Annotated in this window: 10 protein-coding genes, 1 other RNA gene and 1 pseudogene; all 12 read right to left on the bottom strand. The window is 67.1% G+C overall.

Translation table 11 applies throughout. From position 1 onward, the window contains the following. Positions 1 to 2: 2 nt before the first annotated feature. The 12 genes and pseudogenes from murC to ACKOED_RS17210 all read right to left on the bottom strand — a co-directional run bounded on the left by murC (position 3) and on the right by ACKOED_RS17210 (position 14,272). Positions 3 to 1,418 (bottom strand): UDP-N-acetylmuramate--L-alanine ligase, encoded by a 1,416-nt coding sequence (murC, locus tag ACKOED_RS17265; RefSeq protein WP_408917864.1) that lies wholly within the window; start codon positions 1,416 to 1,418, stop codon positions 3 to 5. Continuing rightward, complete coding sequence (gene murG / locus ACKOED_RS17260) at positions 1,415 to 2,515, bottom strand: undecaprenyldiphospho-muramoylpentapeptide beta-N-acetylglucosaminyltransferase (protein ID WP_408917863.1); 1,101 nt, start codon at positions 2,513 to 2,515, stop codon at positions 1,415 to 1,417. The genes murC and murG overlap by 4 nt, the downstream gene beginning before the upstream one ends. Positions 2,516 to 2,521: 6 nt before the next feature. Beyond that, positions 2,522 to 3,664, bottom strand: coding sequence for an FtsW/RodA/SpoVE family cell cycle protein (locus ACKOED_RS17255; protein ID WP_408917862.1), 1,143 nt, complete (start codon positions 3,662 to 3,664; stop codon positions 2,522 to 2,524). Further along, positions 3,648 to 5,069: a UDP-N-acetylmuramoyl-L-alanine--D-glutamate ligase gene (gene murD / locus ACKOED_RS17250; protein WP_408917861.1), complete on the bottom strand. Its 1,422-nt coding sequence runs from the start codon at positions 5,067 to 5,069 to the stop codon at positions 3,648 to 3,650. The genes ACKOED_RS17255 and murD overlap by 17 nt, the downstream gene beginning before the upstream one ends. A gap of 3 nt (positions 5,070 to 5,072) precedes the next feature. Further along, the gene (gene mraY, locus ACKOED_RS17245; RefSeq protein WP_408917860.1) at positions 5,073 to 6,161 is read right to left on the bottom strand and encodes a phospho-N-acetylmuramoyl-pentapeptide-transferase; all 1,089 of its coding nucleotides are present in this window, start codon (positions 6,159 to 6,161) and stop codon (positions 5,073 to 5,075) included. Beyond that, positions 6,161 to 7,571, bottom strand: a pseudogene (locus ACKOED_RS17240) (UDP-N-acetylmuramoylalanyl-D-glutamyl-2,6-diaminopimelate--D-alanyl-D-alanine ligase). Before ACKOED_RS17240 ends, mraY begins: the two are co-directional and overlap by 1 nt. Further along, the gene (locus ACKOED_RS17235) at positions 7,564 to 9,021 is read right to left on the bottom strand and encodes a UDP-N-acetylmuramoyl-L-alanyl-D-glutamate--2,6-diaminopimelate ligase (RefSeq protein ID WP_408917859.1); all 1,458 of its coding nucleotides are present in this window, start codon (positions 9,019 to 9,021) and stop codon (positions 7,564 to 7,566) included. Before ACKOED_RS17235 ends, ACKOED_RS17240 begins: the two are co-directional and overlap by 8 nt. Positions 9,022 to 9,028: 7 nt before the next feature. Beyond that, a complete protein-coding gene (locus ACKOED_RS17230) occupies positions 9,029 to 10,720 on the bottom strand; it encodes a peptidoglycan D,D-transpeptidase FtsI family protein (protein ID WP_408917858.1) in 1,692 nt (563 codons plus the stop codon). Further along, positions 10,717 to 11,073 carry a hypothetical protein gene (locus tag ACKOED_RS17225; protein WP_408917857.1) on the bottom strand — a complete coding sequence of 119 codons (357 nt, stop codon included), beginning with the start codon at positions 11,071 to 11,073 and terminating at the stop codon, positions 10,717 to 10,719. Before ACKOED_RS17225 ends, ACKOED_RS17230 begins: the two co-directional genes overlap by 4 nt. Further along, complete coding sequence (gene rsmH / locus ACKOED_RS17220) at positions 11,073 to 12,074, bottom strand: 16S rRNA (cytosine(1402)-N(4))-methyltransferase RsmH (RefSeq protein ID WP_408917856.1); 1,002 nt, start codon at positions 12,072 to 12,074, stop codon at positions 11,073 to 11,075. Before rsmH ends, ACKOED_RS17225 begins: the two co-directional genes overlap by 1 nt. 95 nt (positions 12,075 to 12,169) lie before the next feature. Next, positions 12,170 to 12,570: RNase P RNA component class A (gene rnpB / locus ACKOED_RS17215), an RNA gene on the bottom strand. A gap of 61 nt (positions 12,571 to 12,631) precedes the next feature. Beyond that, on the bottom strand, positions 12,632 to 14,272 hold the full coding sequence (locus tag ACKOED_RS17210; protein ID WP_408917855.1) for a peroxidase family protein: 1,641 nt from the start codon (positions 14,270 to 14,272) through the stop codon (positions 12,632 to 12,634). Positions 14,273 to 14,440: the final 168 nt, after the last annotated feature.

Raw genomic sequence — 14,440 nt, 5'->3', positions numbered from 1 at the left:
CATCAGGAGGCCGCCTTGTCGAAGGCTTCGAGCTGCCCGGGCAGCGCATAGGCCCACTGCGTGATGGTGCCAGCACCGAGGCACATGACGATGTCGCCGGGCTTGGCCAGGCGGCGCACCAGCGGCGCCAGCTCATCGGGCTTCTCGATGGTGTGAACGGCGCGGTGGCCGCGCGATTTGAGGCCCTCGGCCAGCGCCCCATGGCTGGCGCCCGCAACCGGCGCCTCGCCAGCCGCGTAGACGGGCGCCAGGATCACCGTATCGGCGTCGTTGAAGCAGGTGCAGAATTCACTGAACAGCGAGGAGAGCCGCGTATAGCGATGCGGCTGCATCACCGCGATCACCCGGCCCTTGGCCACGCCACGCGCGGCGCGCAGCACCGCGGCGATCTCCACCGGATGATGGCCGTAATCGTCGAACACCGTGATCCCGTTGTGCGCGCCGGTGCGGGTGAAGCGGCGCTTGACGCCGGCAAAGCTCTTGAAGCCTTTGCGGATGTCCGCGTCGGCAATGCCGAGCTCCCTGGCCACCGCCAGCGCAGCGGTGGCGTTGAGCGCGTTGTGATCGCCGGGAATGGCGAGGCTCAATTCGCCGATGTCATGCGTGGCGCCGCTGCGGCGGTTGGTCATGCGCACCGCGAAATGCATGGCGCCGTCATCATAGCGCGCATCCAGCAAACGCACATCGGCCTGCGGGCTGCGGCCATAGGTGATGACCCGGCGGTCGCGCACCTTGCCGATCAGCTCCTGCACCACGGGATGATCAATGCACATCACCGCGAAGCCGTAGAAGGGAATGTTCTCGACAAAAGCCAGGAAGGCCTCCTTGGCCTTGTCGAAACTGCCGTAATGATCGAGGTGCTCGGGGTCGATGTTGGTGACGATCACGATGTCGGCGGGCAGCTTGACGAAAGTGCCGTCCGATTCATCCGACTCGACCACCATCCAGTCGCCCTTGCCGAGCCTGGCATTGGTGCCATAGGCATTGATGATGCCGCCGTTGATGACGGTGGGATCAAAGTTGCCGGCGTCAAGCAGCGCCGCCACCAGCGAGGTGGTGGTGGTCTTGCCATGGGTGCCGCCCACCGCCACGCAGGATTTGAAGCGCATGAGCTCGGCCAGCATTTCGGCCCGCCGCACCACGGGGAGATAGCGGTTGCGCGCCTCGACGAGTTCCGGATTGTCATCCTTCACGGCCGACGAGACAACCACCACCTGCGCCTCGCCGAGGTTCTCCGCGCGGTGGCCGATATGCACGGTGATGCCCGCCTTGCGCAGCCGCGCCACGTTGTAGTTGTCGGTGAGATCGGAGCCCTGCACGGTATAGTTCAGCGTCGCCATGACCTCGGCGATGCCGCTCATGCCGATGCCGCCGATGCCGATGAAATGGATGGGGCCGACATTGCCCGGAAGTTTCATGACTGCTGTTTCCCTGCGATCTGTTCGGCGAGGCTCGCGAGCCGCTGCGCGGCATCGGGCTTGCCATGCGTGAGCGCCGCCGCCGCGGCCTGTTGAAGCCGCCGTGGTTGAGAGCGAAGTGATGTCAGAAATTGGGCGAAACCGGCGGGCTCCAGCCCGGCCTGTGGATGAACCCAGCCCGCCCCCGCGGCGGCGAAGCTTTCGGCGTTGCGCAGCTGGTCATTGTCGAGCGAATGGGGCAGCGGCACCATGATGGCCGGCCTGCCGATGACGCCCAGCTCGGCGATGGTCGAGGCGCCGGAACGGCAGACTAGCAGATGCGCCCCGGCGATGCGCCGCGGCATGTCCATGAAGAAGGAGCTCAGCTCGCAATCGAGACCCATGTCCTGATAGGCTTTGCTGACCGCCGCCATGTTTTCCGGACGCACCTGCTGGGTGAGCCTGATGCCGGCGCGTTCAGCGGGGCTCATCGCCGCGAACACCCTGGGCATGAACGCGCCGAAGAACTGCGCCCCCTGGCTGCCGCCAACCACCAGAAGGTTGAAACGGTCAAAGCCCGGATAGGGTGCCGCGCGCTGCTCCAGCACGATGTCGCGCACCGGGTTGCCGGTGACGGTGAGCTTGCCCCGGGCGCCCGGCGGAAGCCCCTGGAGTTCCGGAAAGGAGGAGGCCACCGCATCGGCCCAGCGCGCCAGCACCCGGTTGGCGCGGCCCATGACGGCGTTCTGGTCATGCACCAGCGAGGGAATGCCAAGCCGCGCCGCCGCCATGATCGGCGGAAACGACGGATAGCCGCCGAAGCCCACCACGGCGCCGGGCCTCAGCGATTTCAGAATGCCGCTGGCAGTGCGGTAGCCGCCATAGAGCCGCAGGGCGCGGCCCGGCAGCAGCCAGGGTTTCGATAAGGACGGCGTCGCCGAGGGCACGATATGGGTGGCGGCGGCGGGGAAGGACTTGCCGTAGTCGCGCACCCGTTCGTCGGTCATCAGATGGATCGCGTAGCCGCGCCGGGCCAGTTCCTCGGCCAGCGCCTGGGCCGGGAACAGATGCCCGCCGGTGCCGCCGGCAGCGAGAACGAAGATGCCTTTCTCCCGCATGGCGGCTCAGGCGTAGGCCGGGTTGAGCGGCGCCGCCGCCACGCTGCCATAGCGCTTGCGCCCGAGCGCCAGAACGAGCCCCATGCCGAAGGCCATGCCGACCAGCGACGATCCGCCATAGGAGATGAACGGGAGCGTCATGCCCTTGGCGGGCAGCAGCGCGGTGTTGACGCCCATGTTGATGATCGCCTGGAAGCCGAAGATCATGCCGAGCCCGCTCAGGGCCAGCGCCGCGAAGGGATCAGGCTCCTGCTTGGCCCGCGCCAGGATCTTGATCACCACGAAGGCGAACAGCGAGAGCAGCAGAATGCAGGCGATGAGGCCGAACTCCTCGCCCACCACCGCGAAGCTGAAATCGGTGTGCGCGTCCGGCAGCACCAGCTTGGCCTCGCCGCCGCCGGGCCCGGTGCCCATCAGCCCGCCGTTCTTGAAGGCCTGCATGGCGGTGTCGACCTGAAAGGTGTCGCCCTTGTCAGGGCTCATGAAGCGGTCGATGCGCGAGCGCACATGCGGCACCAGCTCATAGGCGAGAAACAGCCCTGTGGCCGAGAGCGCCGCCAGCCCGGCGACCGAGAACCACGAGATGCCATAGATCAGCAGCATCGAACCGAAGGTGAGCAGCACCAGGGCGGTCTGGCCGAAATCCGGCTGCATCACGAGCAGGCCGAGGAATGCCCCCGCCAAAAGAAAGGCCACCAGATGCCCCGGCATCTCGGGCCGCCGCACATGCTCGGCCAGGAACCAGGCGGCCACGATCACAAAAGCGGGCTTGGCCAGTTCCGAGGGCTGCAGGGTAACCGGCCCGATGTCGATCCAGCGGTGGGCGCCCTTGATTTCGGGTCCATAGAAAAGGGCCGCGACCATCAGCGCCAGCGCGCCGAAGAACACCACGAGGCCCGCCCGCCGCGCCGGTCGCGGCGTCATGAAGGACAGGCCCACCAGCAGCGGCACCGCCAAGCCCAGATAGAAAAGCTGGCCCTTGATGAAGTGGAATGTGTCGGCGCCGATGCGCTCGGCCACTGGCGGGCTCGCCGCCATGCTCACCAGCACGCCCGAAGCCATGAGCAGCAGCACGGCGAACATCAGGCCGCGATCCACCGTGAACCACCATTGGGCCAGCAGGCCGCGGTCGCTACGTCCGAGCAGCATGGGAATCTCCTGCAACTGTCATTTCCACTCCGGGAAGCTGGGCGACGGCCTTCACGAAGGCATCGCCGCGCACTTCAAAATTTGGATACTGGTCAAAGCTGGCGCAGGCCGGCGACAGCAGCACCACCGCGCCAGCGCGATTGTCCTGCCGCGCGTCGCGCAGCGCGGCGGCCACCGCCTTGGCCAGCGTGCCGCAGATCTCGGCAGGCAGGGCATCGCCGATCGCCGCCCTGAAACCTTCCGCTGCCTGGCCGATGAGATAGGCGCGCGCCACGCGGCCGAACAGCGGCCGCAGCGGGTCTATGCCGCCGGATTTGGCGATGCCGCCCAGGATCCAGTAGATGTTCTCGAAGGACGACAGCGCCTTTTCGGCTGCATCGGCATTGGTGGCCTTGGAATCATTGACGAAGGCGATGGCGCCGACGCGGCCCACCTGCTGCATGCGGTGGGCGAGGCCAGGGAAGCCGCGCATGGCGGCGGCGATGGCGCTGGACTCGATGCCCAGCGCCCGCGCCGCGCCATAGGCAAGGCAGGCGTTCTGCCAGTTGTGGCGCCCTTTGAGCGCCGGCATGTCCGTCAGCACGATCTCGCCCACGAGCTTGCTATCGCGCCGGTCCCGCAGGATGCCATCGGGCGCCGCGATGCCGTCAGTCAGATCCTCCAGCACCGAAACGCGCCGGACATCAGCGCCCCCGGCAGCCGCCTGGCCCGCGATGGCCGCACTCCAGCCGTCGTCCACGCCGCACAGCGCGGTATCGCCCCTGCCCTGCCGCAAGAACATGCGGGCCTTGACGGCGGCGTAGTTCTCCATCGTCCCGTGGCGGTCGAGATGGTCCGGCGTGATGTTGATGAGAATGCCGACCCTGGGCTTCAGCCCCGGCATCAGGTCGATCTGGAAGGACGAAAGTTCGAGGACATAGACCCGGCCCTTCACCGGCTGGCGCAGCAGGAACACGGCCTTGCCGATGTTGCCGCCGACATCGACGTCGAGCCCGGCCGCCGCCAGCACATGGCCGGCGAGCGCGGTGGTCGTCGACTTGCCGTTGGTGCCGGTGATCGCCACGATGATGGCGCCCGCCCTATCAGCCTCGCGCGCGAAGACTTCGGTATCGCCGATCACGTCAATGCCCGCATGGCGCGCCTTGAGCACGGTCCAGTGCGGCTCGGGGTGAGTGAGCGGCACGCCGGGGCTCAGCACCAGCGCATCGAGGCCAGCGAAATCGAGCGCGTGAAGATCGCTCACCGGCAGCCCGGCGGCGCGTGCCTTTTCGACAGCGGGCATTGAATCGTCCCAGCCATGCACCTCGGCGCCGCCCATCAGCAGCGCCTCGATGCAGGCCGTGCCTGACCGCGCCAGCCCGAAGACCGCGACCTTCCTGCCCTTGAATGACGTGGCGGGGAACAAGGCCTACCTCAGCTTCAGTGTCGACAGGCCGATCAGCGCCAGCACGATGGCGACGATCCAGAAGCGGATGACGATGGTGGGCTCCTTCCAGCCTTTCTGCTCGAAATGATGGTGCAGCGGCGCCATGGCGAAGACCCGCTTGCCGGTGAGCTTGAAGGAGGCGACCTGGATGATCACGGACAGCGTTTCCAGCACGAACAGGCCGCCGATGATGGCCAGCACGATCTCATGCTTGGCGGCCACCGCGATCGCCCCCAGCGCCCCGCCCAGAGACAGCGAGCCGGTATCGCCCATGAAGATCATGGCCGGCGGCGCGTTGAACCACAGGAAGCCAAGGCCGGCGCCCACGATGGCGCCGCAGATGATGGCGAGTTCGCCCACGCCGCGCACGAAATGCAGTTCAAGATAGTTCGAGAAATTGAAGTTGCCCACCAGATAGACGATGAGGCCGAGGCTGGCTGCGGCGATCATCACCGGCACGATCGCCAGCCCGTCGAGGCCATCCGTCATGTTGACGGCGTTGCCAGCCCCCACCACCACGAACATGCCGACGAAAATGAAGAGCGCGCCGAAAGGAATGAGCACGTCCTTGAAGAACGGCACGGCGAGCGAGGTGGCGAGCGGCTTGTCGCCGATCCACATGAACATGCCAACCGCGATTCCGGCGATGGCGAATTCGGCGAGCAGCCGCACCTTGCCAGAAAAGCCCTTGGTGGAGGCTTTCGTGACCTTGAGAAAATCGTCATAGAAGCCGATGGCGCCATAGCCCAGCGTGACGAACAGCACCGCCCAGACATAGAGGTTGCGCAGGTCCGCCCACAGCAGGGTGCCCACGAAGATGCCGGACAGGATCATCAGGCCGCCCATGGTGGGCGTTCCCTGCTTCTCGACGATGTGGCGCTGCGGCCCGTCCGGGCGGATCGGCTGGCCGCGCCCTTGCTTCACCTTCAGCAGCGCGATGATGCGCGGTCCGAACAGGAACACGAAGATCAGCGCGGTGAGAATCGAAAGCCCGGTGCGCGTGGTCTGATAGCGGAACACGTTCAGCGGAGAGAACTCGTCGGCGAGGCTGGCGAACAGCAGATAGAGCATCAGGACTCCTTCGCAACGGGGGGATGGGCGGCGCGGATGGCGTCGGCGAGCGGCCCCATGCGGCTGCCGAGCGAGCCCTTGACCATGACGACGTCGCCGGGCCTCAGGCTTCCCAGGAGCGGCGCGCTGAGGCCATCGGAGGCGCTGGCATAGGCGCCGCGTCTTTCAGGCGTCACCCGCTCCCAGAGATGGGCCATGAGCGGGCCCGACGCATAGACGAGATCGACGCTGGCGCTGGTCACGGGGTCGATGAGGCCCGCGTGCAGGTCCGGGCCTCTGTCGCCAAGTTCGAGCATGTCGCCCAGCACCGCGATGCGGCGGCCGGGCCGCACCCAGCAATGCCAGCGCCGCCGCCACCGAGGCCGGATTGGCGTTGTAGCTTTCGTCGATCAGCAACAGTTCGCCACCGGCGATCGCCAGGCTCTCGCGCACGCCGCGGCCCTTGGCCGGGCGCGCACCCGCAAGCGCCAGCGCGGCGCGGGCGAGATCGGCGCCGGCAAGCTTCGCGGCGGCCAGCACATGGCGCTGAACAGCCTTGCCGTGCTGGCCGGGAAGGCCCAGCTTGTAGATCAGGGTTTCGCCCATCACATTGGCGGTGATGCAGCAGCATTCGGCGTGGAGCGCCACGCGCTCCAGCCGGACATCGGCCGCCGCATGCTGGCCGAAGGACACGACGTCATCGATGCCCGAAGTCTTCGCCGCCGCCGCCAGCCTGTCATAGAACGGCGTATCGCGGCTGATCACCGCGTGGCCGCCCGGCACGACACCGGTGAAGATTTCCGCCTTCGCATCGGCAATGCCATCAAGCGAGTCGAAGTTTCCAAGATGGCTGGGCGCGATGGTCGTGACGATGGCCACATGCGGGCGCACCATGGCAACGAGCGGCGTGATCTCACCGGCATGGTTCATGCCGATCTCGAAGATACCAAAGGCGGTTTCCCGCGGCATGCGCGCCAGGGTGAGCGGCACGCCCCAGTGATTGTTGAACGAGGCCGCCGAGGCATGGGTTGCGCCCGAGGCGGAAAGCGCGGTGCGCAGCATTTCCTTGGTCGAGGTCTTGCCGACGCTGCCGGTGACGGCGATGACCTGGCCCTCACAGCGGGCGCGGGCATGGCGGCCCATGTTTTCCAGGCCGCGCAACGGGTCTTCCGCAACTTCGAGCACCGGCCCCGCGGCGCGCATTTCCGGCGTGACGCGCGAAACGATGGCCAGCGCGGCGCCGGCCTGCAATGCGCCCGCCACGAAATCATGCCCGTCATGGCGCTCGCCCTTGATGGCGACGAAGACATCGCCCTTGCCCGCCGCACGGGAATCGATGGTGACGCCGGTGAGCGGGGCCGTCACCGCGCCATGCAGGCGGCCGCCGGTCGCCTCGCGCAGTTCCTCCACGGTCCACAATGGCTCAGCCATGATAGTCGCGTCCCTCGATTGCGGCCCTCACGGCCTCATGGTCGCTGAACGGCAGGAGCGCCGTTCCGATCTTCTGGCCTTCCTCATGGCCCTTGCCGGCCACCACCAGCACGTCGCCGGGGCCCAGCTCATCGATGGCGGCGCGGATCGCCGCCGCGCGGTTACCGATCTCGATGGCGCCGGGGGCGGCGGCCAGAATGGCGGCGCGGATCGCCGCCGGGTCTTCGCCGCGTGGATTATCGTCGGTGACATAGACCCTGGCCGCGAGCCTGGTGGCGATCTCGCCCATCAGCGGGCGCTTGGCGCGGTCACGGTCGCCGCCGCAGCCGAACACCACGACGAGGCGGGCCCTGGCGAAAGGCTTCAGGGCCGCAAGCGCATTCTCCAGCGCATCGGGCTTGTGGGCGTAATCGACGAATACAGGCGCACCGGTCCGGCTGTGGCCCACCAGTTCGAGCCGGCCTCTGGCCCCCTTCAGGGACTGCAGCGCAGACATGGCGCGGGCCTCGTCGCCGCCGGTGCCGATCACCAGCGCCGCCGCGATGAGCGCATTGGAAACCTGAAAATCGCCGGCCAGCGGCAAGTCCACATGGTAGGTCCTGCCATGGACCGCGATGTCGAGATGCTGGCCGGCGCCGTGGCGCTGCACATCGAGAACGCGGATCGCTTCGCCGCGCCGCCCCACGCTCCACACCGCGAGGCCGCGGGCCATGGCGCGCCGCGCGGCCTCCGCGCCGTGTTCGCTATCGACGTTGATGACGGCGGGGCTGCCCGGCGGCAGCAGGTCTTCGAACAGCCTCATCTTGGCGTTGAAGTAGTCCGTCACCGTCGGGTGATAATCGAGATGATCATGCGAAAGATTGGTGAAACCGGCGGCCGCCAGCCGCAACCCGTCCAGCCGGTGCTGGTCAAGCCCGTGGCTCGAGGCTTCGATGGCGAGGTGGCTCACGCCCTCGTGGGCAAGCCGCGCCACCGTCTCCTGCAGCGTCATCGCATCGGGTGTGGTGTGTTCCAGCGAATAGTTCCCCGACGGCGCGACCACGCCGATGGTGCCGAGGCTCGCCGCGCGAAGGCCGAGTGCTGTCCAGATCTCGCGGGTGAAGCCGGCAACCGACGTCTTGCCGCTGGTGCCGGTGACGGCCACCACGGTTCCAGGCTGGGCATCGAAAAAGCGCGCGGCCATGTGGGCGTAGAGGCGGCGCGGATTTTCAGCGGCGATGACCGGAACGGGAGCGGCGCGGCTGGCCCCGGCGATCACCGCGGCGGCGCCGGCCGCCACCGCCTGCGGAATGAAGGCCGCGCCGTCCGCCTTGCTTCCCGGCAGCGCGGCGAAGACGAAGCCCGGCTTCACAGCGCGGCTGTCGGCGGTGAGGCCAAGAACCGGCAAGGCCCCGGCACCCGGCGGCACCGGGGCTTCGCCCGCGATCAGTTGGCCAAGGGTCTTGCTCACCGGCCGGTCAGTCCTTCTTCTTTTCCTGGGCTTCGAGCCTGGCGATCTTCTCAAGGTCTTCCGGCGTGAATTCCGGCTGAATGCCCAGCATCGGTGCGATGCGCTCGATGATGCGTCCGGCGGTCGGCACGGCGTTCCAGCCGGCGGTGGCGAAGCCGTGGGTGTCAGGCGTCGCTTTGGGCTCGTCCAGCATCACCAGCACCAGATACTGCGGGTTCTCCATCGGAAAGGCGCCGATGAAGGACGTGAGGCGGTTCTCGGTCGAATAGCGCCCTTTCACCACCTTCTCGGCGGTGCCGGTCTTGCCGCCGACCCGGTAGCCGGTGACATCGGCCTTGGAGGCCGAACCCTGCGTGGCGTTGAGGCGGAACAGGTAGCGCAGCGTCTCGCTGGTCGACGGCTGGACGATGGCCGTGGCCATCGCCCGCGCCTCTTCCTCATTACGCCGCAGAAGGGTTGGCGTGATCATTTCGCCGCCGTTGATCAGACCCGCAACCACCGCTGCTCCTTGCAGGGGCTGCACGGCGAAACCATGGCCGAAAGCCGCCGTGGCGGTGGCAAGCTTGCTCCAGCGCCGCGGCAGCAGCGGCTTGGCGCTTTCCGGAAGCTCGGTCTGCAAACGGTCGAACAGGCCAACCCGGCGCAGGAATTCCTGGTGGCGCTCGGTGCCCACCTCGAGGGCCATGCGCGCGGTGCCGATGTTGGAGGAGAAGGTGAACACTTCGGGCAGTGTCAGCACCCGGCGCTGGGCGCGGAAATCATCGATGCGGGCGCTGCCGATAACCAGCGGATAGCGGGCGTCGAACTGGCTCTCGAGGCTCGCCGTGCCATAGTCCAGCGCCATGGCGAAGGTCACTGCCTTCACCACCGAGCCCAGCTCATAGACGCCGCTGGTCATGCGGTTCTGCTGATCCTTCGAGAAGTTCTTGTTCTCCTGGTTGGGATTGAAATCCGGCAGCGAGACGAGCGACAGGATCTCACCCGTCATGACGTTCATCACGATGCCGCCGCCGCCGATCGCGCTGAACTTGACGATGGCGGCGGAGATCTCGTCGATCATCGCCGCCTGAATGCGGATGTCGACAGAGGTCTCGGCGGGCTGGCTGCGGTGTTCGGTGGGTTCGGCCAGCGAGGCGGTGTAGATGGCGCCGGCGCCGTCCAGATACTGCTCGATGCCGGCGATGCCCTTGTTGTCGAGATCGACATAGCCCGTGACATGCGCGGCCAGCCGCCCCTGCGGATAGACGCGGCGGCGCTCGTTGACATAGCTGACCCCGGGAATGCCCAGATTGTAGACGGCATCGCGTTCCTCGGGCGAGACCTGGCGCTTGATCCAGGCAAAGCGCTTGGCGGTGGTGAGCTTGCGGCGCAGTTCGGCGGCATTGAGATCGGGCATGGTGGCGGTGAGCAGTTCCACCGCCTCGTCGATGTCGATGATCTTGGCGGGGTCGGCGAAAATCGACGCGACCGCCACGTCGGTCGCCAGCAGCACGCCGTTACGGTCCACGATGTCGGGCCGCGGCAGGCGATCCTCAACAGCCGGGCGCGGATTTTCTTCCTCCAGCCTGGGAAACACCGTGAGATTGATCAGCTGGCCGGCGATCGCCAGGAAGGCCGCCGTGAAGCACAGCCCGATCAGCCGGATGCGGTTCTGGCCGCCGAGGCGGGCAGCGCCGGGGTTGATGGCTTTCGGGGTCATGGCTGCGGCGCCTTCTCGATGATGGCGCCAATCGGGTCGGAGCCCTGCGCTTCGAGCTTGATGAAGGGTTCCGGCGGCACTTTCTGACCGATCTCATTGAGCCTGACGATCTGCCAGGCCTTGAGGGTCGAAAGCCCGAGATGCTGTTCGGCGAGCGCCCGCAGCCGGTCGGGCCTCGTGAGGCTCGACCATTCGGCGTTGAGCAGCCGCGTGGTCTCGATCTCCTCGGCGATGCCGCGGCGGTGGCTGGCGATGTCACGCTCCAGCCCGCGGGCGGTGTGCTCCAGCGAATAGAGCACGAAACCCGAGACCAGCAGGGTGACGACCAGGATGAAGTTGAGGAATTTATGCATCAGTGGCGGGTCCGCTTGGTGGGGGCGGCTCCGGGCGGAACGGGCGGCGCCGCGGTGCGGATGGCGGCGCGCAGCTTGGCCGAGCGGGCCCGCGGGTTGGCCGCCACCTCGTCTTCCGGCGCCGCGAGATGGCCGCGGAACGGCAAGGTAAAGGAGGGTTCGGGCCCCGGCCCCTGCGCCGGCAGGTGGCGGGAGCCCGCCGGCGTCTTGCCGGCGCGGACGTTCAGGAACTGCTTCACGATGCGGTCCTCGAGCGAGTGGAAGGTGACGGCGACCAGGCGGCCGCCGGGCCGCAGCAATCGCTCGGCCGCGTGCAGCGCCGCCGAAAGCTCATCGAGTTCGCCGTTCACATGGATGCGCAGCGCCTGGAAGGTGCGGGTGGCGGGGTGGATGCGCTCGCCGGGGCGCGGCCGGCCGGTGGCGCGCTCAATCGCCCTGACCAGCGCCAGCGTGGTGGCGATCGGCGCTTCGGCCCTTGCCGCCACGATGGCCCGCGCGATGGCCCGCGCCCTGGGCTCCTCGCCCAGCGCGAAAATGATATCGGCCAGCGCCTCCTGCGGCAGGCCGTTCACCGCGTCGGCCGCCGAGGGCCCGGCCTGGCTCATGCGCATGTCGAGCGGCCCGTCGCGCAGGAAGGAGAAGCCGCGCGAGGGCTCGTCGATCTGCATGGAGGACACGCCGATATCCAGCACCACGCCATCGATCTGTTCAAAGCCGGCGTCGCGGGCCAGCGCTTCCATGTCGGAGAACCGCCCCTCGCGCAGGGTGAGCCGTCCCGCGAAGGACTTGGCCAGGGCTGCCCCGGCCCGCACGGCGGAAGGATCGCGGTCGATGGCCAGCACGCGGGTATCGGCGGCTTCGAGAATGGCGCGGCTATAGCCACCCGCCCCGAAGGTGGCGTCGATGAAGGCTTCGCCGTCGCGCGGCGCAAGTTGGCCGAGCACGGCGGCGAGCATCACCGGCACGTGGGCGGGGGCGGCGGTTTGAACGGCGGCGGCCATGGCGAGCCTAAATCACGGTGAAAAAGGCGTTAATCCTCAGCCGACAATGCCGTCAGCCTGCTTAACAAATGGTTTCGATCTGCCCCGGAACAGCAAATGCCAGCCGGCCTGTAAGCCGGGTTTTGTCCATGCGGGTTGCCCCGCACTGGATGACCATTCATCTGGAACGCCCGTTGCCGGACGCTTCTCGCAACCTACCCGGGCGGCGGGGCCGGAAACGGCCCTGGCGGCCGAAGCCGCCATGCCACCCCTATTCGGTCTTGCTCCCGGTGGGGTTTGCCCTGCCACCCCCGTTGCCGGGGGCGCGGTGCGCTCTTGCCGCACCCTTTCACCCTTGCGCCAGGCCTTTGGGGCCCGGTCCGCGGTATATTTTCTGTGGCACTTTCCCTGGGGTCGCCCCCGCCGGACGTTATCCGGCACCGTGTTTCCATGGAGCCCGGACTTTCCTCCCCCGCGCCCTTTCGGGCCTCGCGGCGGCGGTCATCCGGCCAGCTGGCGGATGAGGAGGTAGGCCCAAGGCGGTGAAAGGTCAAGGATGCCGCCAGGAAACATACGCTTCAGACAAGGCTTTCAGGGGGCTGCTCCTCCTCGGCACAGAGAAGCAGCATCCGCAGCGAGTCGAGCGGTTTGCCGTCGCGGGTTTTCAGAACGCTGTCCCTCGGATGCCAGGGGCGGCCGTTCAGTTTCAGCAGCGATCCGCCATGGCGCCTGATGAGCCCGGTCACCGTATCGGCGATGATGCGGCTCGCCACCGGACCCAGCCTTTCGCCATCTTCCAGCGCGTCGGCTTCACACAGAAAATAGAGCCATGCCGGCGTGTTCTCCTGAAGCCCCGCTGTCTCGGCGGCCTCGCGTGCCTCCTTCGGCATGGCGGAGAGCACCCGGGCCGGCCGCAGAGGGGCCAATCCATAGGCGCGGGCATAGTCCTGCCCGAAGGCCATGCGGCGGAAGAAACCGCGCATGACATTGCGGAAGAAAATCGAGGAATCCCGCAACTTGCCGGAATGTCTGATGCTGTTGAGCATGCCGGAGGCGAAGCGCATGTCGATGCGATCGGCGCCGCCGGGGGGAGCGCCCGAAAGCCGGGTAAGCCGCCGCCAGCTGGCCAGCCAATGGTCCGGCAGCTGGCCGGCGACGCCGGCGAAAACTCCCATCTTCGCGTGCGATGTGAAAGCGAAGAGCTGATCCAGAGTGGCCGCCTTGCCGGCCTTGCCGCCCTTGCCGAAGTTGGCGTTGAAATCATAACGCCCGCTCACCATCGAATGGCCAAAGCGGAAGGCGGCCGTGGTGAACTCCATCGGCACCTGGCCGGGCGGCGGAAGCCGCGGCGGCGCGGCAAGCACATCCGCCAGAACGCCCCGTGAGAGCAGCTTCGGGAGGTAGTCGTTGAGGATGCACCAGTGATAGTGGCGCGTCAGCTCCCGCCGCGCGGCCGCGAACCGTTCGGCGGGGGCCGGGATGTCCCGCCTGAGAGCGGCGGCCGCCTTGTTGTGCAGCAGCATCAGCGCCAGATGCAGCTGGCTGATGATCAGGTTCTCATCATTACGCCGGTCGGCAATCCATGCGACGCCGTTGCCCACGTCGCGCGGCAGATCATAGGCGCCCTTCCGGTGCAGCATCATATCCGGCCTTATGGCCGTCGCGCTGAGCTGTTCAACGGTGAGGGTCTGCGCCCTGGCAAGCCTGAAGCGCACGCCATCGGCTTCGTAAAGGCTTCTGACGTCCGGATCGCCGCTTCGCGGTCCATCGGCATAGAGGCTGTCCAGCAGCAGCGGGTTCTGGTGCTCGTTATAGATGCGGGCAAGTATGTGCGCCGTTGTGCCCGGCCTGCTGTTCAACATACGATCCGGAACGTCCGCGTCGCCGATGATCATCGCCGCGGCGCCCGCCTTCCCCCGGCCGGCGGTGGCGGACGGCGCCGACAGGTCATGGTTCATGAACTGACCGAAGTATGTATAGACGGGTGCAAGCCGCATGCGCGGCGTGGCATGGTGATGCTGCCGGTAGACTTCCTCAAAGTTCTGGAGGCGCGCCAGCGTTTGCCGGGCCGTGGCGCCGGGGAACAGGCCGGCGTCCGGCTTGTCCGAAAGTTCCGGAAACAGATAGCAGTAGTGCGCCCATGCCCGACCGGCACCCGATGGCGCGGCAGCGGATTTCTGCGGGGCATCGAGACCATGCCTGCTGACGATAATGCCCAACTGCTTGTCTCCTGTCCGGATTCGCTGGCCTAGGTGGTGTTGACAAAGTGGATTCACAAATCACGTGATTTCTGATTCAAGGCTGTTCTTTGCGGAGAACAGCGATGGTTCGCGGGTTGATGTCGGACAAGGAATGGGCGTTTTTCGAGCCATTTGTCATCGAGAGGG

This window comes from Aestuariivirga sp. (genome assembly GCF_046093005.1).
GTDB lineage: Bacteria > Pseudomonadota > Alphaproteobacteria > Rhizobiales > Aestuariivirgaceae > Aestuariivirga.
The sequence above is the reverse complement of the archived record's forward strand: the minus strand, read 5'-3'. Positions and strand labels throughout refer to the sequence as shown.

Coding starts and splice junctions, on each gene's coding strand:
- murC (WP_408917864.1), bottom strand. CDS start 1,418: ATGAAACTTCCGGGCAATGTCGGCCCCATCCATTTCATCGGCATCGGC.
- murG (WP_408917863.1), bottom strand. CDS start 2,515: ATGCGGGAGAAAGGCATCTTCGTTCTCGCTGCCGGCGGCACCGGCGGG.
- ACKOED_RS17255 (WP_408917862.1), bottom strand. CDS start 3,664: ATGCTGCTCGGACGTAGCGACCGCGGCCTGCTGGCCCAATGGTGGTTC.
- mraY (WP_408917860.1), bottom strand. CDS start 6,161: ATGCTCTATCTGCTGTTCGCCAGCCTCGCCGACGAGTTCTCTCCGCTG.
- ACKOED_RS17230 (WP_408917858.1), bottom strand. CDS start 10,720: ATGACCCCGAAAGCCATCAACCCCGGCGCTGCCCGCCTCGGCGGCCAG.
- ACKOED_RS17225 (WP_408917857.1), bottom strand. CDS start 11,073: ATGCATAAATTCCTCAACTTCATCCTGGTCGTCACCCTGCTGGTCTCG.
- rsmH (WP_408917856.1), bottom strand. CDS start 12,074: ATGGCCGCCGCCGTTCAAACCGCCGCCCCCGCCCACGTGCCGGTGATG.